Annotated in this window: 21 protein-coding genes; 15 read left to right on the plus strand and 6 right to left on the minus strand. The window is 59.1% G+C overall.

Going from position 1 to position 18,492, the window contains the following annotated elements; genetic code table 11:
- Positions 1 to 45 precede the first annotated feature (45 nt).
- Positions 46 to 1,146: a pyridoxal phosphate-dependent aminotransferase gene (locus C5750_RS19960; protein ID WP_425350494.1), complete on the plus strand. Its 1,101-nt coding sequence runs from the start codon at positions 46 to 48 to the stop codon at positions 1,144 to 1,146.
- 60 nt (positions 1,147 to 1,206) lie between these two features.
- The gene (locus tag C5750_RS19965) at positions 1,207 to 1,623 is read left to right on the plus strand and encodes a DUF423 domain-containing protein (RefSeq protein ID WP_158531341.1); all 417 of its coding nucleotides are present in this window, start codon (positions 1,207 to 1,209) and stop codon (positions 1,621 to 1,623) included.
- Between the two features lie 41 nt (positions 1,624 to 1,664).
- Here C5750_RS19965 and C5750_RS19970 read toward each other — a convergent pair whose 3' ends face one another.
- Positions 1,665 to 2,120 carry a hypothetical protein gene (locus C5750_RS19970; protein ID WP_105735989.1) on the minus strand — a complete coding sequence of 152 codons (456 nt, stop codon included), beginning with the start codon at positions 2,118 to 2,120 and terminating at the stop codon, positions 1,665 to 1,667.
- 234 nt (positions 2,121 to 2,354) lie between these two features.
- Between C5750_RS19970 and C5750_RS19980 the strand changes: the two genes are divergently transcribed.
- The 7 genes from C5750_RS19980 to C5750_RS20010 all read left to right on the plus strand — a co-directional run bounded on the left by C5750_RS19980 (position 2,355) and on the right by C5750_RS20010 (position 9,283).
- Positions 2,355 to 2,975 carry a TetR/AcrR family transcriptional regulator gene (locus C5750_RS19980; RefSeq protein WP_105735993.1) on the plus strand — a complete coding sequence of 207 codons (621 nt, stop codon included), beginning with the start codon at positions 2,355 to 2,357 and terminating at the stop codon, positions 2,973 to 2,975.
- A 16-nt stretch (positions 2,976 to 2,991) separates the two neighbouring features.
- Positions 2,992 to 4,140, plus strand: coding sequence for an isovaleryl-CoA dehydrogenase (locus tag C5750_RS19985; protein WP_483428610.1), 1,149 nt, complete (start codon positions 2,992 to 2,994; stop codon positions 4,138 to 4,140).
- 98 nt (positions 4,141 to 4,238) lie between these two features.
- Positions 4,239 to 4,628, plus strand: coding sequence for an AbrB/MazE/SpoVT family DNA-binding domain-containing protein (locus tag C5750_RS19990; protein ID WP_105735997.1), 390 nt, complete (start codon positions 4,239 to 4,241; stop codon positions 4,626 to 4,628).
- A complete protein-coding gene (locus C5750_RS19995) occupies positions 4,625 to 5,008 on the plus strand; it encodes a type II toxin-antitoxin system VapC family toxin (RefSeq protein ID WP_105735999.1) in 384 nt (127 codons plus the stop codon). The genes C5750_RS19990 and C5750_RS19995 overlap by 4 nt, the downstream gene beginning before the upstream one ends.
- Positions 5,009 to 5,016: 8 nt before the next feature.
- Positions 5,017 to 6,624, plus strand: a complete 1,608-nt coding sequence (locus C5750_RS20000; protein WP_105736001.1) for a carboxyl transferase domain-containing protein — start codon at positions 5,017 to 5,019, stop codon at positions 6,622 to 6,624.
- Positions 6,625 to 6,643: 19 nt separating this feature from the next.
- Positions 6,644 to 8,653, plus strand: coding sequence for an acetyl-CoA carboxylase biotin carboxylase subunit (locus tag C5750_RS20005; protein WP_105736164.1), 2,010 nt, complete (start codon positions 6,644 to 6,646; stop codon positions 8,651 to 8,653).
- Positions 8,654 to 8,755: 102 nt separating this feature from the next.
- A complete protein-coding gene (locus C5750_RS20010) occupies positions 8,756 to 9,283 on the plus strand; it encodes a Dps family protein (protein ID WP_105736003.1) in 528 nt (175 codons plus the stop codon).
- 125 nt (positions 9,284 to 9,408) lie between these two features.
- Here C5750_RS20010 and C5750_RS20015 read toward each other — a convergent pair whose 3' ends face one another.
- Entirely contained in the window at positions 9,409 to 9,618 is a 210-nt protein-coding gene (locus tag C5750_RS20015; protein WP_105736005.1) for a hypothetical protein, read from the minus strand.
- 525 nt (positions 9,619 to 10,143) lie between these two features.
- Positions 10,144 to 10,440, minus strand: a complete 297-nt coding sequence (locus tag C5750_RS20020) for a hypothetical protein (RefSeq protein WP_130502120.1) — start codon at positions 10,438 to 10,440, stop codon at positions 10,144 to 10,146.
- A 25-nt stretch (positions 10,441 to 10,465) separates the two neighbouring features.
- Here C5750_RS20020 and C5750_RS20025 point away from each other — a divergent pair, with 25 nt between their 5' ends.
- A complete protein-coding gene (locus C5750_RS20025) occupies positions 10,466 to 11,326 on the plus strand; it encodes a LysR family transcriptional regulator (RefSeq protein ID WP_105736009.1) in 861 nt (286 codons plus the stop codon).
- A 63-nt stretch (positions 11,327 to 11,389) separates the two neighbouring features.
- Here the strand turns inward: C5750_RS20025 and C5750_RS20030 are convergent, their stop codons facing one another.
- A complete protein-coding gene (locus C5750_RS20030; RefSeq protein ID WP_105736011.1) occupies positions 11,390 to 11,656 on the minus strand; it encodes an SEL1-like repeat protein in 267 nt (88 codons plus the stop codon).
- A 471-nt stretch (positions 11,657 to 12,127) separates the two neighbouring features.
- On the opposite strand from C5750_RS20030, the gene C5750_RS20035 reads away from it, so the two are divergent.
- A complete protein-coding gene (locus C5750_RS20035) occupies positions 12,128 to 12,475 on the plus strand; it encodes a DUF2147 domain-containing protein (protein WP_105736013.1) in 348 nt (115 codons plus the stop codon).
- 60 nt (positions 12,476 to 12,535) lie between these two features.
- Here C5750_RS20035 and bla read toward each other — a convergent pair whose 3' ends face one another.
- Complete coding sequence (bla, locus tag C5750_RS20040; protein WP_105736015.1) at positions 12,536 to 13,420, minus strand: class A beta-lactamase; 885 nt, start codon at positions 13,418 to 13,420, stop codon at positions 12,536 to 12,538.
- Positions 13,421 to 13,634: 214 nt separating this feature from the next.
- On the opposite strand from bla, the gene C5750_RS20045 reads away from it, so the two are divergent.
- From C5750_RS20045 to C5750_RS20055, 3 genes are read left to right on the plus strand one after another with little or no spacing between them, the layout of a single operon-like run.
- Positions 13,635 to 14,111 (plus strand): SRPBCC family protein, encoded by a 477-nt coding sequence (locus C5750_RS20045; protein WP_105736017.1) that lies wholly within the window; start codon positions 13,635 to 13,637, stop codon positions 14,109 to 14,111.
- Between the two features lie 59 nt (positions 14,112 to 14,170).
- Entirely contained in the window at positions 14,171 to 14,959 is a 789-nt protein-coding gene (locus C5750_RS20050) for a DUF899 domain-containing protein (RefSeq protein ID WP_105736019.1), read from the plus strand.
- Between the two features lie 19 nt (positions 14,960 to 14,978).
- Positions 14,979 to 15,383, plus strand: a complete 405-nt coding sequence (locus C5750_RS20055; RefSeq protein ID WP_105736021.1) for a GFA family protein — start codon at positions 14,979 to 14,981, stop codon at positions 15,381 to 15,383.
- Positions 15,384 to 15,454: 71 nt separating this feature from the next.
- On the opposite strand, the gene C5750_RS20060 is transcribed toward C5750_RS20055, so the two are convergent.
- Positions 15,455 to 16,156, minus strand: coding sequence for a glutathione S-transferase N-terminal domain-containing protein (locus C5750_RS20060; RefSeq protein WP_105736022.1), 702 nt, complete (start codon positions 16,154 to 16,156; stop codon positions 15,455 to 15,457).
- A gap of 169 nt (positions 16,157 to 16,325) precedes the next feature.
- On the opposite strand from C5750_RS20060, the gene C5750_RS20065 reads away from it, so the two are divergent.
- The gene (locus tag C5750_RS20065; RefSeq protein WP_105736024.1) at positions 16,326 to 17,834 is read left to right on the plus strand and encodes an AMP nucleosidase; all 1,509 of its coding nucleotides are present in this window, start codon (positions 16,326 to 16,328) and stop codon (positions 17,832 to 17,834) included.
- Positions 17,835 to 18,492: the final 658 nt, after the last annotated feature.

An 18,492-nucleotide genomic window follows, 5' to 3' on the forward strand; every position in this document is an offset into this window, starting at 1 on the left:
CAGGTTTTGCTTTTCACCGCCGGAAAAACTGCTATCGCTGTGGCCATGGAACCGCAGCTTACACCCCTGATTGAATCGCTCCCCTCCACCGTGCCCTTCGTCGGACCGGAAACCCTGGAACGCCAGCGCAACCGGCCGTTCCGCGCCCGGCTTGGCGCCAATGAAAACGGGTTTGGACCGGCACCATCGGTGATCGCAGCCATGCGCGACGCGGCGCCGGAGGTGTGGAAATATTGCGACCCGGAGAATTTCGACCTGAAGGCGGCACTCGCCGCCCATCTCGCCGTCACCCCGCGCAATATCGTGGTCGGCGAAGGCGTCGACACCCTGCTGGGGCTGACCGTTCGCCAGTATGTGCGCGAGGGAACGCCGGTTGTCACCTCGCTCGGCGCCTATCCCACCTTCAACTTTCACGTGGCCGGGTTCGGCGGGCGGCTTGTGACGGTTCCCTACCGGAATGACCGGGAAGACCTCGATGCCCTGCTGGATGCCGTCATTCGCGAAAAGGCGCCGCTGGTCTATTTCTCCAATCCCGACAACCCCATGGGAACATGGCACACGGCATCGGAAATCAGCGCCTTCATCGCCGCCCTGCCCGAAACCACCCTGCTGATTCTTGACGAAGCCTATGGCGAGACCGCCCCGGCTTCCGCCCTGCCCGCCATCGACGTCTCGCGGCCCAATGTGCTGCGCATGCGCACCTTCTCCAAAGCCTATGGCCTCGCCGGCATGCGCTGCGGCTACGCCATTGGCGGGGAGCGCCAGATCACCGCCTTCGACAAGATCCGCAACCATTTCGGCATGAACCGTATGGTGCAGATCGCAGCGCTGGCCGCCCTTGCCGACCAACCCTATCTCAATGCGGTGGTGGCGCGGATCATTGCCGGGCGCGACCGCATCGCCGCCATCGCCGCCAGGAACGGCCTCGCTGCCATTCCGTCCGCCACCAATTTCGTCACCATCGATTGCGGACGCGATGGCACCTATGCCGCCAGCGTGCTGAGCGGCCTCATCGAGCGCGACATTTTCGTCCGCAAGCCCATGGCCCCCGTGCTTGACCGCTGCATTCGTGTCAGTGTCGGATTGGACGAGGAACTGGGCCTGTTCGAGGAAAAGCTCACCGAGACACTGGCTGCACTGAAGTAAATCTGGATCGCAGACTGCGAGAGCAGATCAGAACTGCACCGACATGGACTGGAACCGAATATGGCTTTGAATGGCGATACCCGCCCTGGTGATACCAACAGCGGCACCCCACACCGGTACGCGATCAACCGGACATTCGCGGCCCTTGGCGGCCTGATCGGCGCCGCCGGCATCGCCGCCTATGCCGCCGCCGCACACAGCGCCAGCGCCCATATGAGCACGATTGCGCCCATCTTGTTCATCCATGCCCCGGCTTTCCTCGCCCTTGCAATCCTGGCGAAAATCAGCCGCGCGGCCTATGGCGGCGGCCTCGCGCTTTTGCTCGGCCTCATCCTGTTCATCGGTGATCTCGCTTCCCGCGACATCACCGGCGACCGCCTGTTCCCCGGCGCCGCACCCGCAGGCGGCACACTGCTCATCCTTGGCTGGCTGCTCATCGCCGCCACGGGTTTCCGGGCTCTCGATTTCAAGCGGTAATCGCCTGTCTGTCCGCGCTCAACCTGGCCGAGCCGGGCAGATCACGTCGTCCCCTTCAGCCTGGCATTGCAAAGCTTGTAGTAACCACCGCCTTTCTCGATCCAGCGCATGCCGCCGAGTGTGTTGTTGTCCTTGTTGATGTGATACTGCTCCAGGCACGTATGCATACGCGCCCTGGCCGGTTTCTCCGCCGCGAACTTGCTTGAGACAGCGCTTGGAAACACCGGCGACTTCGTCACCCCGGCCGTCTCGCTGCCCTTTGGCGCGGCCTGCGTACCGGCCCCCTGCGCCTCATCCCCCACCGCCGCAAATGGCGCTTTCGCGCATTCCTCCTTGCGGAATTCGTTCCAGCTTTTCGCGCTGCCCGCCGCTTGTGCGGCTTTGTACTTTGCGCTGCATTCCTTCATTGAAACAGCCTGCGCCGGCACACCCCCTGCCAGCAGAACAATTGCAGCGGCCAGCGCAGGCAACAGATGTTTGAATTCTCGACCAACCATGGATTTCAACTCTCAGTCTTTTGAAAAACGCTATTCAATCAAAGGCATATTGAAGACTGGCAAAGGCATAGTGAAGACTGGCAATAAACTGAATCTACCCGATTTTGCGCCGCGCCACCACCAGGCGCCTCTCATCACTTCGTCTGATATCCTTCCCCTCGCAGTTGTGAAAACCGGTACCGGCAGTTGAATTTCCCGCTTGAATGAATTGAACGATCGTTTTATTAATGCCACATGGCGCGAACAATCGGCTCAGACGGCGAAAAGACTCAGGCAGCGATTCATACCGCGGCACGGCGGCTGATTGCCAAGGTGGGTTATGAGGCCATGTCGATGCGCCAGCTGGCGGAGAAAGTCGGCGTGCAGCCTGCCGCCCTCTACCGCTATCACCCCACCAAGCAGGACCTGCTCTTTGCCGTGATGCGCGACCACATGGACCGGCTGCTGGCGGCCTGGCAGGCCGAAAGCCGGGACGTGACAGTGCCGCTCGAACGTCTTGCCGCCTTCATCCGCTTTCACATCCGCTACCATGTGGAGCGCCGCGACGATGTACACATTGCCAATATGGAACTGCGCAGCCTGCAGGGGATGAAGCTGGCCATACTGGTGGCGCTGCGGGCGGTCTATGAGAACGAGCTGCGGCTGATCCTCGAGGCGGGCAGCACATCCGGTCAATTCGATATCGACGATATTCCGCTGACGACCCGGGCCATCATCGCCATGACCACCGGGGTGAATGTCTGGTTTCGCCCGGACGACAGGCTTACTGTCACGCAGATTGCGGAAAAATACGTCACTATGGGATTGCGCCTTGTGGGCGCCAAGAACTTCACGACAAAGGACATGGGAGATTAGGATGTATCAGTCAGGTCTGCGATTTGGACTTTCGGACGATCTTGAAGCGCTGCGCGAGACAGTGCACCGGTTCGCGCAGGAACGCATTGCGCCGCTTGCCGCCGAAACCGACCGGTCCAACCAGTTCCCCATGCATCTCTGGCAGGAAATGGGCGCGCTCGGCCTGCTCGGCATGACGGCAAACCCGGATTTCGGCGGCTCGGGCCTCGGCTATCTCGCCCATGCCATTGCCGTGGAGGAGATTTCCCGCGCATCGGCGTCCGTCGGCCTGTCCTACGGCGCGCATTCCAACCTCTGCGTGAACCAGATCAACCGCTGGGGCACGGACGCGCAGAAGGCGAAATACCTGCCAAAGCTGTGTTCGGGCGAGCATGTGGGGTCACTCGCCATGTCCGAACCCGGTGCCGGTTCCGATGTCGTGTCGATGAAGCTGCGGGCCGACAAGAAGAATGACCGCTATGTGCTGAACGGCAACAAGATGTGGATCACCAACGGTCCCGATGCCGATACGCTTGTCGTCTACGCCAAGACCGATCCCGCCGCCGGATCGCGCGGCATGACGGCGTTTCTGGTCGAGAAAGGCGTCAAGGGTTTTAGCACGGCGCAAAAGCTCGACAAGCTCGGCATGCGCGGCTCCAACACCTGCGAACTGGTGTTCGAGGATTGCGAGATCCCGTTCGAGAACGTGCTCGGCGAAGAGGGCAAGGGCGTGCGCATCCTCATGTCCGGCCTCGATTATGAACGGGTCGTGCTCGCCGGCGGTCCGCTCGGCATCATGGCCGCCTGCCTCGATGTGGTGGTGCCCTATGTGCATGAGCGCAAGCAGTTCGGCCAGCCGATCGGCGAATTCCAGCTGATGCAGGGCAAGCTTGCCGACATGTACACGACGATGAATGCCTCGCGCGCCTATGTCTATGCGGTTGCTGCGGCCTGCGACCGCGGCGAGACCACACGCAAGGATGCGGCCGGCTGCATTCTCTATGCGGCTGAGAAGGCCACCTGGTGTGCGCTCGAAGCCATCCAGGCGCTCGGCGGCAATGGCTACATCAATGATTACCCGACCGGACGGCTGCTGCGCGACGCCAAACTTTACGAAATCGGCGCGGGCACCAGTGAAATCCGCCGCATGCTGATCGGGCGCGAAATGTTCGGGGAGAGCGCGTGAATGGCATGAATTCTATTTTATGTCATTCTTTGGTAGAATTGCCATGTTTTATGAATGATGGCAGATTTCTGCCATTGTTCTCAAAAAGGTCTTCAACAATGGCACGCAAGAAGAATGAAGGTTTCCGTGAGGAACCGCAAGCGTTTGACCACGATGCCGACACCTCAAAGGCACCGTTTTCCTGGGCTGTGACAGCGACGATAGGTGATGGCGGCCGATTGGTTATCCCGGCCGAGATGCGCAAGCTCATGGATGTGAAGCCGGGCGACACCGTCGCCCTGCGCATGGTCGATGGTTATCTTCAGGTTGCCTCACAGAGTGCGACGTTGAAAAAGATCTGGGAGAGCGCCGAAAAGCTCAAAAGACCGGGTGTCAGCCTGGTGGATGAATTCATTGCGGATAGACTGGCCGAACAACGTGCATCCGATGCGCGGTTTGACCGGCTGGCACGCGAAGCTGCTGAAATTGGCAAGGCGCAGAAGAAATGACCACGGTGGTGCTTGATGCCTCGGCGGTGCTGGCGGTTCTTCTGCAGGAGCCAGGGGCGGAGCGCGCGCACGCCTGCCTTTCCGGTGCGCTCTGCACGACTGTCAACCTGGCAGAGATCTTGGCCGCCTGTGCCGACAAGGGGCTTTCTCTCACGGTTCCCGATGCACTGATGACCGGACACAGTGTCCGGTATGTTGATTTCGACAAGGATCTCGCGCTGACCGCCGCATTGCTCCGTCCGGCAACCCGTCACAAGGGTCTTTCGCTCGGCGACCGTGCCTGCCTTGCTCTTGCCATACGGGAAGGCGCCACTGCCATCACCACCGACCGCGCCTGGGCTGACCTTGATGTCGGCTGCCACATCGAAGTGATCCGATAGGAGAATACATGACCATACTTCAGTCCCAGATCACCACCACATCCGAAACCTTTGCCGCCAATGCGGAGCGCATGCGCGCCCTTGTCGACGACATCAAGGCCAAGGCTGCGCTGGTGAGCAAGGGCGGCACCGACGAAGCACGCAAGCGCCATACCGCGCGCAACAAACTGCTGCCGCGCGACCGGCTGGCTCAGCTGCTTGATCCCGGCTCGCCCTTTCTGGAAATCGGCCAATTTGCTGCCTGGGACATGTATGGCGACACAATCTCGTCGGCCGGACTGATCGCCGGGATCGGCCGCGTTGCCGGCAAGGAGGTGATGATCGTCGTCAACGATGCCACGGTCAAGGGCGGCACCTACTATCCGCTGACCGTGAAGAAGCATCTGCGCGCGCAGGAAATCGCCATGCAGAACAACCTCCCCTGCATCTATCTCGTCGATTCCGGCGGCGCGAACCTGCCGAACCAGGACGAGGTTTTCCCGGACCGCGAACATTTTGGCCGCATTTTCTACAATCAGGCGAACATGTCGGCGGCGGGGATTCCGCAGATTGCCGTGGTCATGGGATCGTGCACGGCGGGCGGTGCCTATGTGCCGGCCATGTCGGAAGAAACCATCATGGTCAAAGGCCAGGCGACCATCTTTCTTGCCGGCCCGCCGCTGGTGAAGGCTGCGACCGGCGAGGATGTGACAGCGGAGGACCTTGGCGGCGCCGAGGTGCATACGCGCGAGTCCGGCGTTGCCGATCACTATGCCATGGACGACGCGCATGCGCTTGCCATCGCCCGGCGCATCGTCGGAAACCTGAATCGAAAGAAAGAGATAGGGCTCGACCTTCGCAAAGTGAGTCCGCCCCTTTACGATCCGCGTGAACTCTACGGCATCGTGCCGACCGACCTGCGCCAGCCCTATGATGTGCGCGAAGTCATCGCCCGCGTGGTCGACGGTTCCGAATTCGACGAGTTCAAGCAGAATTACGGCACCAGCCTGATCACCGGCTTTGCCCATCTCTACGGCATGCCGGTCGGCATCATCGCCAACAATGGCGTGCTGTTTTCCGAGAGCGCGCTGAAAGGCACGCACTTCATCGAGCTGTGCACCCAGCGCGGCATTCCGCTGGTCTTCCTGCAGAACATCACCGGTTTCATGGTCGGCCGTTCCTACGAGGCGGGCGGTATTGCCAAGGATGGCGCCAAGCTGGTGACGGCGGTTGCCACGGCGCGCGTGCCCAAGGTGACGATGATCATCGGCGGCTCGTTCGGGGCAGGCAATTACGGCATGTGCGGCCGCGCCTTCTCGCCGCGCTTCCTGTGGATGTGGCCCAATGCCCGCATTTCCGTCATGGGCGGCGAACAGGCGGCAACGGTGCTGGCGCTGGTCAAGCGCGAGGGGATCGAGCGCAAGGGCGGTGACTGGCCGGCTGCCGAAGAGGCAGCCTTCCGGGCGCCGATCCTGGAAAAATACGAGCGCGAGGGCCATCCGCTCTACTCCTCGGCCCGCCTGTGGGACGACGGCATCATCGACCCGGCCAAAACCCGCGAGGTTCTCGCCCTTTCACTTTCCGCAGCCCTGAATGCACCCGTGGAGGATACCACATTCGGTATCTTCAGGATGTAAGGAGAAAACCATGACAAAAATGTTCTCCAGAATCCTCATTGCCAATCGCGGTGAAATTGCCTGCCGGGTCATCCGCACGGCACAGAAGATGGGCATCGGCACCGTCGCCGTCTATTCCGACGCCGATGCCGATGCGCTGCATGTGGCGATGGCCGACGAGGCCGTGCATATCGGCGGCTCCTCCGTATCGGATAGCTATCTGCGCGCCGACCGCATCATTCAGGCGGCCATCGATACGGGCGCCGAAGCCATTCATCCCGGCTATGGATTCCTGTCGGAAAACCCCGGCTTTGTCGATGCCGTGGTCAAGGCCGGCCTCGTCTTCATCGGTCCCTCGGCGGATTCCATCCGTGCCATGGGCTTGAAGGATGCTGCCAAGCGGCTGATGGAAAAGGCTGGCGTGCCTGTCGTTCCCGGCTATCACGGCGAAGCGCAGGAACTGGTCGTGCTCGCCTCCAAGGCGCGCGAGATCGGCTATCCCGTGCTGATCAAGGCGCGGGCGGGCGGCGGCGGCAAGGGCATGCGCAAGGTCGACAGCCCCGATGATTTCGCCGAGGCGCTGGGCAGCGCGCGGCGCGAAGCCAAGAGCGCTTTTGGCGACGACCGGGTGCTGGTGGAAAAATACGTCGCCAAGCCGCGCCATATCGAAGTGCAGGTGTTCGGCGACAATCACGGCAATGCGGTGCATCTCTACGAGCGCGACTGCTCGCTGCAGCGCCGCCACCAGAAGGTGATCGAGGAAGCCCCTGCTCCCGACATCACGCCGGAGATGCGCGCGGCGATGACCGATGCTGCCGTGAAGGCGGCCAAGGCCATCCACTATTCCGGCGCGGGCACGATCGAGTTCATCGTCGATGCCAGTCAGGGGCTGCGCCCGGACGGTTTCTGGTTCATGGAAATGAACACGCGCCTGCAGGTCGAGCATCCCGTGACCGAAATGATCACCGGGCTTGATCTGGTGGAATGGCAGTTGCGCGTGGCGGCAGGCGAACCCCTGCCGCTGACGCAGGCGCAGATTCCGCTGAATGGCCATGCCGTCGAAGCACGGCTTTATGCGGAAGACCCGGCCAAGGGCTTTCTGCCGGCCATCGGCACGCTGCATCACCTCACCTTCCCCGCCGCTGTCCGAGAAGGTACGGTGCGCATCGAAACCGGCGTTCGTCCGGGCGATACCATTTCCCCCTATTACGATCCGATGATTGCCAAGATCGTCGTCCACGCGAACGATCGTGCGAGCGCCCTGCGTGCCATGGAAGATGCCCTCCTGCACACGGAGATTGCCGGAACGGTCACCAATGCGGCGTTTCTGGCCGCACTGGCACGCCATCCGGGCTTTGCCGCCGGGGATGTCGATACAGGGTTGATCGACCGCGACCTTCACAGCCTTGTCGTTCCCGTGGCCATGCCCGCGGGCGCCCGGGAATTGGCCGTGCTTTATGCCAGCGGCCTCCTGACAAAGGTCGTCTCCGACGATCCCTGGACAGCCCTGCGCGGCTACAGCCATCTCGCGCCATCGCAATATCCGGTGACGCTGGGCGAGCCCGGCCATATCACCCGCTATGGCATTGCGGTTCTGGGCGATGACCGTTTCGAGGTCACCGCGCCCGATGACACCCTTGACCTGCGGGTCCGGCGCGATGGGAATGGCTGGCATATCACCGGCAAGGGCATCAACCTGCGCGCGAAAACCGCTGCAATCCCGCAAGGCATCGCAATCATCGCCAGGGGCGTCGTGGCAACCTTCGCGGTGCCGGATCCCCTGCAGCAGGCCGAAGAGGCGGGCGGCGCGGGCGACCGGCTGACCGCACCCATGCCGGGTCTGGTGAAATCCGTCCGGGTCTCCGCCGGCGATCTCGTCAAGAAGGGGCAGGTTCTCCTGGTGCTGGAGGCCATGAAAATGGAACACTCCATCACCGCCCCGCATGACGGCAGGATCGCCGAGATCGTCAGCGAGGGATCGCAGGTCAAGGAGAAGACAGCCCTTGTCCGCTTTGAAGAGACGGAAGCTGCCGTGTTGACCAAGATTTGAAGCAGAAATGACAAACAGTCGTGTTAGTCGTATATCTGTAACCAGCACCAGCCGCCTACTCAAGTCGCAGGAATTTCCCGTTCACAGCAGAGGAGATCGACCATGGCTACCAAATCACTGCAGACGATCAAACGCGCGCCCACCGCAACCCCCAGTGACCTCGGAGCAGAGGCAACCCGTGACATCGCAGCCGCCGTCAACGCGCTGCTTGCCGATACATTCGCCCTCTATCTGAAGACGAAGAATTTCCATTGGCACATGAGCGGCCCGCATTTCCGCGACTACCATCTGCTGCTGGACGAACAGGCCGCGCAGATTTTTGACATGACCGATGTCCTGGCCGAGCGCGTGCGCAAGATCGGCGGGACAACCCTGCGTTCCATCGGGCAGATTTCCGCCCAGCAGCGCCTGCTCGACAATGACGCCAATTTCGTCACGCCGGAGGACATGCTGGCCGAGCTGCGCGACGATACCAAGAGTTTCATCGGCTATCTGCGCCAGGTGCACGAGCTTTGCAGCGACTACCATGACAGTGCCACAACCAGCATCATCGAGAATTACATCGATGAATCCGAGCGCCGCCACTGGTTCCTGTTCGAAGCAACCCGCACGGGTCCCGCCAGCGTCTGATCGCAGAAAAGAGAAGATTGGCCTGAACAAACGGCATGGACCCCGCCCTCGCGGGCAAACGGCCGCATGCCGTTTCAAGCCTTTGCTGCTTCAATGGAACCAGTTCTGTTGAAGCAGCAAAGGCTCTAATCGTTCGCCTTGGTCATTTTCGCGCGCTTGTCGCGGTTCTGCGTATCGGCGATAAGGGCTTCCACGGCGGAAATATTCAACGCCAGCGTGGCTATCCTTCTCAGGGTGTTATTGTCAGGAAAACTATTGGTCTTTGCAGTCAAAATTATCAACTCTTTTTGAGCATGGCTCAACTTTGATAATAATGCCCCAAGCTCGTCCTGCATAACTTCCCCGTCTTCTTCAAGAATCAGAAAATTCCATAAACCGTTTACTTAACTGATATCCCAGTGTTCGCAACCCCTAAGAGTTGCGAAAGACTCACTAAAAAACCACATTAATTCGAATTAACTATCATAACTTTCATGACAAGTTTAATCATAGCATCTCACAGAAATTCACGCCACAAAGATAAAATAAACTAGATAATAATATTTAATACATAATCAATTCTATAAATAATAATAACTAATATATTTTAATCTATATATTCTTTAATATTTACAATAAAAATTCAATAATTACCTTAAGTTCATAAAGCACATCTCTTGCCCCTCATTTTGCACCCCTCCTCGATTAAAGCACAGCAATTCAAAACGTGCTGGGTTGCAACGACACCCTGCGAACAACGATATGCCACATCGCGACGCAGTCTAACGGCTAGGTTGCAATCAATCCGATAATCTCGTCCTGATTGCGTCAATAATGTGGAAATCGCAAAGAAGAGTGTGAGTGCCGGTCCGGCTGCGCCGTCAGCGATGACGTCTGTTCCCGCGCAGCAGGTATGCCCGCAGCCGTTTCAGGCGATAATAGCGGGCGATCCCGGCCACGTCCTGCCGCGTGACGCCAGCATCGCGCAGCAAATGTTCGTCCGGCTTGCACGACAGGGCCGCGAGTTGGCGCGCTTCCCGATCAGCGCTTTGCACAACCTTCCAAAGATTTGAAATCAGGCGGAAAACCGGCATGGCACTGGTCTCGAATGGTGAACGACCACCATGCTTGACCCAAGCATTGACATACATCAAACGAATAGAAATTATGCCTGTCATTCGAAATTTTAATCACAGGTGCCGCATGAATCCTCCGCTTGACAGTGACCTGCTGCGCACATTCCTGGCCGTGGCGACGGCCGGCAATGTCACCCGCGCGGCGGAAAAGATCGGACGCACGCAATCGGCCGTAAGCATTCAGATCAAGCGGCTTGAAGAGGTTCTGGGCGAAAGCGTTTTTGCCCGCGGCTCACGCGGCGTTGCGCTGACCGCCCAGGGCGAAGCGCTGCTCGTCAACGCGCAGCGCATCGTCGCGCTGCTGGATGAAACCATGGCGGCGATCCGGGCCAAGCCGCTTGGCGGCCCGGTGCGGATCGGCATTCCCGAAGAATATGGCTACACGGTGCTGCCGCGCGCGCTTGCCGCCTTTGCCAGCCAGCATCCGCAGGTGGAGGTAACGGTCAAATGCGGATATTCGGCGCAGCAACTGGCCGCGCTGGATGCCGATCAGCTTGACCTTGCCGTCATCTTCAACTGGGAGCCGCCGACAACCGGTGAGGTTTTGTTTGTCGACCCCACCGTCTGGGTCACGTCGGAGGTGCATTGCGTGCATGAAATCGCGCCCGTACCCATCGCGATCTACGAGCGCTCGGACTGGTGCCGGAAATTCGCCATCGGATCGCTGGAGCGCAACAGGATCGATTATCGCGTGGCCTATAGCTGCGATACGGGCGGTGGGCTGAAAATAGCCGCGGTTTCTGGCCTTGCTATCGCCCCGCTGGCGCGCAGCAATATTCCGCCGGGCTGCCGTGAACTGACCGATGCGGAGGGTTTCCCGGTCATTGATTCATCAAATGTGGTGCTGCGCCGCAATCCGCGGATGACGAGCCCGGCAATTGACGGCATGGCCAAGGTGATCCGCGATGCGTTCCAGCCCATGGGGTGAGCAATTCCCTAGGGAACCACTCTCTCGTGTCGAACCACGCAACGCGCGCCAATCATCGGCCATTCAGTGCGTGGTCATCCATTCGCGGGCTTCGCGCATGGCGGTCGCCAGATCGGCCTTGGTCATGGTTTTCACCAGTTCGGCCCGCAGCTCCGCAGCCCGTTCGCTGCCTTTGATTGCAGCGATGTTGAACCATTTGTGTGCGGCGACATGATCAACGGCGCAGTCACGGCCCGTGGCATACATGATGCCCATTTCGAAAAGGATGTCCGTTTCCGCGGTGCCGCCGACATGTCCGGCATCGATATTCTGAAGATCAAAGCGTGCCATTTTACCGAGTCCCTGTTTAAACCGATAAGCCCTGTTAGACTTCTGAGAACCGCCTGATTTGTTTGTTTTGGCGTGCTCTTTCGATGTTTTCGAGAATGCCACACAGCCCTCAAATTGCTGTTAAGGGGCATGATTAACTGGAGCCAAACAAAACAAAAACAACTGGTAAACTTCGGAATTCATTAAATATATCGCCCCAGCAATTGCAGGCATTTGGATCAAATTCGCTTAAAATGCCGTTATCCGATTTCAAGCCTTTGCTAACCAAGGCGCAGCTTCTTTTTGCCGGGCTTGCCTCCGTTCAGGCTTCAATCTCCCCACCGTTCCACGCCGCCCGGATGCAAAAAACCCCGGCCGCGAGCGCGCACAAGGCTTCCTTTCACGGTTTTTTTGAATTACGTTTACGTAAGGGACATGCAGATGGACGAGGAGAGATCCCATTTGCCGCACAACCCTTATCGGGAGGAACATATGAATCGCAAACTCTTATTGGCATGCGCCGGCGTCGTATTGATGGCAGGTCCGGCACTGGCCCAAGAACCGATCGTCGGAACGTGGAAGCGGCCGACCGGCACGCTTATCCAATACTCGTCCTGCGGAGCGGACAAGTATTGCGGCACGGTGCTGACCGGTGAATACAAAGGCAAGTCCATCGGTGAAATGTCCGGCAAGGGCGGAACCTATAAGGGGCAGGTCAACAAGCTCGACGAGGGCAAGACCTATAATGGCAAGGCCAGCGTCAGCGGCAACACCCTGTCACTGTCCGGCTGCGTTCTGGGCGGGCTCATCTGCAAGAGCGAAAGCCTGACACGCCAGTAATTTTCAAACCACTGCCCCCTGCGGGAGCGCACGGCTCCCGCAGGGGTTTGTTTGTCCGTGTCAGATATGGTCCGCAACGAGGCGCGCCACCTTCTGATGAATGAGGTTGCGGCTGTCCGGCGTCCCCTTGGGATCATAGAGATAGACGGTCAGCACAATGGGCTTGCGATCAGGCGGCCAGATCACCGCAACGTCATTGGCCATGCCGCTGTCGCTGGTTCCAGTCTTGTCGCCGACCTTCCAGTCTTTTGGCAGCCCTGCCCGCAGACGCTTGTCACCAACCTTGTTGCCGACCAGCCAATCGGTGAGCTGCTTGCGCGACGGTTCCGACAGGGCGGTCCCGAGAACGGTCTTTTCCAGATTTTCACGCATGGCGGCGGGCGTCGTTGTATCTCTCGGATCGCCGGGTTTGGCTTCATTGAGTTCAGGCTCGCGCCGGTCCAGCCGGCTGATCGTATCACCCAGACTGCGCGCATAATCCGTCATCCCCTGCGATCCGCCCAGCGCATCGAGCATCAGGTTTCCAGCAGCATTGTCGCTCCAGGTGATGGCCGCCTCGCAAATAGCCGAAAGCGTCATGCCGTCGGCCACATGCTTTTCGGTAACGGGTGAATAGGTCACAAGATCGGACTTCCCATATCGGATGACCCGGTCGAGTTTCTCCTTCTTCTGATCCACCCGTGAAAGAATGGCAGCGGCGGCAAAGAACTTGAACGTGCTGCACATGGCAAACAACTCTTTCTCGCGGTAGCCGATGCGTTTACCGCTGCCCGTATCGTGCACCGAAACCCCAAGGCGCGCACCGCTTGCCTTCTCCAGGTCTTTGAACGCGGTTTCGAAATCCCATTCCTGCGCCGCGCCGGCCGACCTGATCGGCAGCGACAGAGCCGGAACAACCAGCATCGACCCAACAAGTGCAGCGCGGCGTGTAATATGACCTGACATGCTTCATCTCCATCTCCGACATCGTGAATCGCAAGGCGGTCCTTGCCGGAGCGGAAACTGATGCCAGATGTGGCGCTTTCCAAGGAAAATGTGTGACGCAAAAAAGTGAGCCCCGGCAATGTTGACCTTGGCAAAATCAAAGTGTAATAAACCATCAGGTTATTTAACCTATCAGTTATGAGCAAACGGTTCGCCACAGGGAGCAAGAGCAATCATGACCGCAGCGCTGGCCCGCAGAGACAATGATCACGAACTGACAATCGTCCGGATCCTCGATGCACCTGTAGCGCTTGTCTTCAAGGCATGGTCGCAGCCGGAACATGTCATGCGCTGGTGGGGACCGAAGAATTTCACCTGCCCGAGCTGCCAGATGGATTTCAAAGAGGGCGGCGCCTATCGCTCGTCCATCCGCTCTCCCGATGGCGAGGAGGCCTGGATGGTCGGCCACTACACGCAAATCGTCGAGCCGGAGCGGATCGTCTTCACCTTTGCCTGGGAGGACACCGACGGACTGCAGGGGCCGCAGACACTGGTGACGGTCACCCTGAGCGCACAGGGACAACGCACAAAGCTCGTCTTCCACCAGGCACCGTTCGATTCCGCCGAAGATCGGGATTCGCATCAGAATGGCTGGACCGAATGCATGCAGCGCCTGGAAGCCTATGTCGAGCCGCTGGGCCGCCCCCACTGACGGACATATACCCTGCCTATGGACTGATTATCGCTGGAGCCAATATCGAGGAGGAAACGATGAACACCCATGCAACCCCTGACGGCCGCAAGGTCGTTTCCCGCGCCGAGTGGGACAAGGCCAGAAAGGCCTTTCTGCTGAAGGAAAAGGCGTTCACCAGACAGCGCGATGCCCTGAACCGCGAGCGCCGTGCGCTTCCGATGGTGCAGATCGAAAAGGATTATGTGTTCGAGGGGCCGGAGGGCAAACTTAGCCTGTCCGATCTCTTCGCGGGCCGCCGCCAGCTGATCGTCTATCATTTCATGCTGGGACCGGGCGAAGGCCAAGGATGCCCCGGTTGCTCCTTCCTTGCCGACAGCATCGGCAATCTGGCGCACCTGCACGCCCGTGACACCACGCTGGTGGTTGTATCGCGCGCGCCCCTCGCCGAAATCGAAGCCTACAGGAAACGCATGGGCTGGACATTCCCGTGGGTGTCGTCTCACGGCAGCGATTTCAACTATGATTTTCACGTGACATTGGATGAGGCCGTCATGCCGCCCGTCTACAACTACACAACGGCCGAGGAATATGAACGCAAGGGCATGCCCTGGTTCATGCGGGGCGAGCAGCCCGGAACAAGCGTCTTCCTGCGCGACGGCGATACGGTCTACCACACCTATTCAAGTTATGGCCGCGGCGGCGACCTGCAGCTGGGCACCTACAACTATCTCGACCTGACGCCGCTCGGCCGGCAGGAGGGCTGGGATGGCACGCCCGATCTCGACGGCCTCGGCAAGAACTGGGTCAAGCGCCATGACGAATATGCCGGCACGGCCAAATCCGCCGATGACGCGTGCTGCCACTGATTTGCCCAGGAGCTATCCGATGAAAAAAACCTATCATGGCAGCTGTCATTGCCAGGCCGTGCGTTTCGTATGCAGCATCGATCTCGATGCCGGTACGAGCAAATGCAATTGCTCGTTCTGCGGCAAGCTGCGGTTCTGGAAAGCCTTTATCGGCGGCGATGCGCTACAGATTCTCGCAGGGGCTGACAATCTCACGCAATATCAGTTCGGCAGCAAGACCATCACGCATTCCTTCTGCAGGACCTGCGGCGTCAAGCCGTTCGGACAGGGCAATCTGGAGGTGATGGGCGGGCCGTTCTATGCCGTCAACCTGTCCGTTCTCGATGACCTTTCGCTGGAGGAGCTGCTGGCGGCCCCATTGGAATATCAGGACGGCCTGCACGACAACTGGGAAGAGGCGCCGGCAGAAATCCGGCACCTGTAACATCATGAGAAATCCCCGGGATTGCAGCGGCAAATCCGGGGATTTGACGATTTTCTGCAGCTGCTTGCCGGTCAGCGCGCCCGTTGGCCGAACAGGATTTTCTGCGCTTCCTTGTCGTCGGCAAGATTACGGCGTGCTTCCTTGCCCAGATCCCTGCCCCTTTGAACAGCCGGCCGTGCAGCTACGGCCTCGAACCAGCGCTTGAGATTGGGAAAATCATTGAGATCCTGCCCCTGATTGGCGTAGGAGACAACCCAGCCGAATGACGCCATATCGGCGATGGAATAGTCACCGGCAAGATAGTCCCGGCCTTCCAGACGCCGGTTCATCACGCCATAAAGACGGTTGACCTCGTTGGTGTAGCGGTTGATGCCGTATTCGATCTTTTCAGGCGCATATTGCCGGAAATGATGTGCCTGCCCCGCCATCGGGCCGAGGCCGCCGACCTGCCAGAACAGCCACTCTTCCACGGCGACGCGCTTGCGCTCGTCCTGCGGATAGAACTTGCCGAACTTGCGGCCGAGATATTGCAGGATGGCACCGGATTCAAACACGGAGATCGGCTCACCGCCCGGCCCTTCCGGGTCGATGATCGCGGGCATGCGATTGTTGGGCGCGATCTTGAGGAATGACGGTTCGAATTGCTCGCCCTTGCCGATATTGACCAGCTTGAGATCGTAGGGAACCCCAAGCTCTTCCAGCATGATGGAAATTTTCCAGCCGTTGGGTGTCGGCCAATAATAGAGTTCAATCGGCTTCGTCTGCGTCGTCATATCGATCTCCCGGGAGCAAAGTCTATCCGGTCAAACATAGGTGCCCGATGCCCGATCGCAATAGCCGGAACCCGATTTTCGCGGACTTTGACGGGAGCTCTGAAACGAATTGAAATTTCAGGCTTTTTGCCATCTCCCAACTGACATCCGTTTTCACTATATTAAGGGCATGAACAATCGAATCGGAACAAAGAAACCCGTCGCCATCAGCATGCCGCCCCATGTTGAACCAGAGGAATTTACCGACGCGAAAGCCGCCGTACAGGCGCTGATCGCCCTTTACGAACGGAACACGCAGTTTCTGCGCGATGGCTTCGACAGGGTCGCCAAGGGCGAAGTGGAGAACAACACCCATTTTCGCGCCTTCTATCCGGAAGTGCGCCTGTCCACATCAAGCTATGCGCAGATCGACTCCCGCCTTGCCTTCGGCCACGTCTCTGCGCCCGGCCAGTACTCTGCCAACATCACCCGGCCAGACCTTTTTGAAAACTATCTGGAAGAACAGATCAGGCTGCTGATCCGCAATCATGGCGGCCCGGTGACCGTACAGGAATCGACCACGCCGATCCCCATTCACTTTGCCTTCCTCGAAGGCACCTATGTGGAATCCTCGGTCGCCGATGCATTTCAGCGCCCGCTGCGCGATCTCTTCGACGTTCCCGATCTCAACGCTACGGACGACCGGATCGTCAATGGCGAGTATGAGACCGACGATATTGACGGGATCATGCCGCTATCGCCGTTCACGGCGCAGCGCGTGGACTATTCCCTGCATCGCCTGTCGCACTACACCGCGACCCGCCCGGTGCATTTCCAGAACTATGTCCTCTTCACCAACTATCAGTTCTACATCGACGAGTTCTGTGCCCTGGCGCGGCGGCTGATGGCCGAGGGCGGCGGCGGCTACGAGCGGTTCATCGAGCCGGGCAACCTGATCACCGAAGCCGGTGACGATGCACCGACGTCGGGCGTACCGATTGGACGGCTGCCGCAAATGCCTGCCTATCATCTGGCGAAGAAAGACAATGCCGGCATCACCATGGTCAATATCGGCGTCGGCCCGTCCAACGCCAAGACCATCACGGACCACATCGCCGTTCTACGGCCGCATGCATGGCTGATGCTCGGCCATTGCGCCGGGCTGCGCAACACGCAGGCGCTCGGCGACTATGTGCTGGCCCATGCCTATGTGCGTGAGGATCACGTGCTTGACGACGACCTGCCGGTCTGGGTACCGATCCCGGCGCTGGCTGAAGTGCAGGTAGCGCTCGAACAGGCGGTCGCTGAAGTCACCGGACTTGAGGGCTACGACCTGAAGCGCATCATGCGCACGGGTACGGTTGCCACCATCGACAACCGCAACTGGGAACTGCGCGACCAGCGCGGACCGGTGAAGCGGCTGTCGCAATCGCGCGCCATTGCACTCGACATGGAATCGGCAACCATTGCCGCCAACGGCTTCCGCTTCCGCGTGCCCTATGGAACGCTGCTGTGCGTCTCCGACAAACCGCTGCATGGCGAATTGAAGCTGCCGGGCATGGCAACGGAGTTCTACAAGCGTCAGGTCGCCCAGCATTTGCAGATCGGTATTCGCGCCCTGGAGAAGCTGGCGGAAATGCCGCCGGAAAAACTGCACTCGCGCAAGTTGCGCAGCTTCTTCGAGATGGCCTTTCAGTAGTAGAGTAGGCTTTCTATCGGCGGGTTGCCCACCAAACCGGGCAAATCCTGCTTGGAAACGAAACCAAAATACGTTATTCTTCTGGAGTGGAGATGGACTTTCGCCCACCTCCTTTTTCTAGATCGTGAATTGAACCCGGATGACCAGCGTCCAGCTAGTCCGGGTTCTTTTCACTTCCAGTGTGATGCTCAGCGGCAGATACCACATCGCGTCACCTCCAGTTTTGAGAGCAAGGCCATTGCTATGGTCGGGTGGCCCATCCTCCCGATGCACCGGCTGGCTCGGTGCATGCTGCTTCACTCTCAAATGCCTGCGTGACGGGCACCTTTGCAAATTCCACGAAAACAGCAACGAATACAGGGTTGAGCGCTGAGAAGCTCTGCATTTCACGGTTGTTGCAGCAGGCCGTTTTGAAGTGATAGGCGGATCATCGACGGAAAATCGGCTTGGAATTTGGGCCAGAATACCGTATTCTTCTGGAGTGGAGATGGGCTTTCACCCACCTCCTTTTTCTAGGATATGAAATGAACCCGGAGGATCAGTGACCAGCTGCTCCGGGTTTTTTTCATTTCCAGCGTGATGCTCAGCGGCAGATACCACATCGCGTCACCTCCAGTTTTGAGAGCAAGGCCATTGCCATGGTCGGGTGGCCCATCCT

This window comes from Phyllobacterium myrsinacearum, assembly GCF_002980555.1.
In the GTDB taxonomy this organism is placed as follows: domain Bacteria; phylum Pseudomonadota; class Alphaproteobacteria; order Rhizobiales; family Rhizobiaceae; genus Phyllobacterium; species Phyllobacterium myrsinacearum.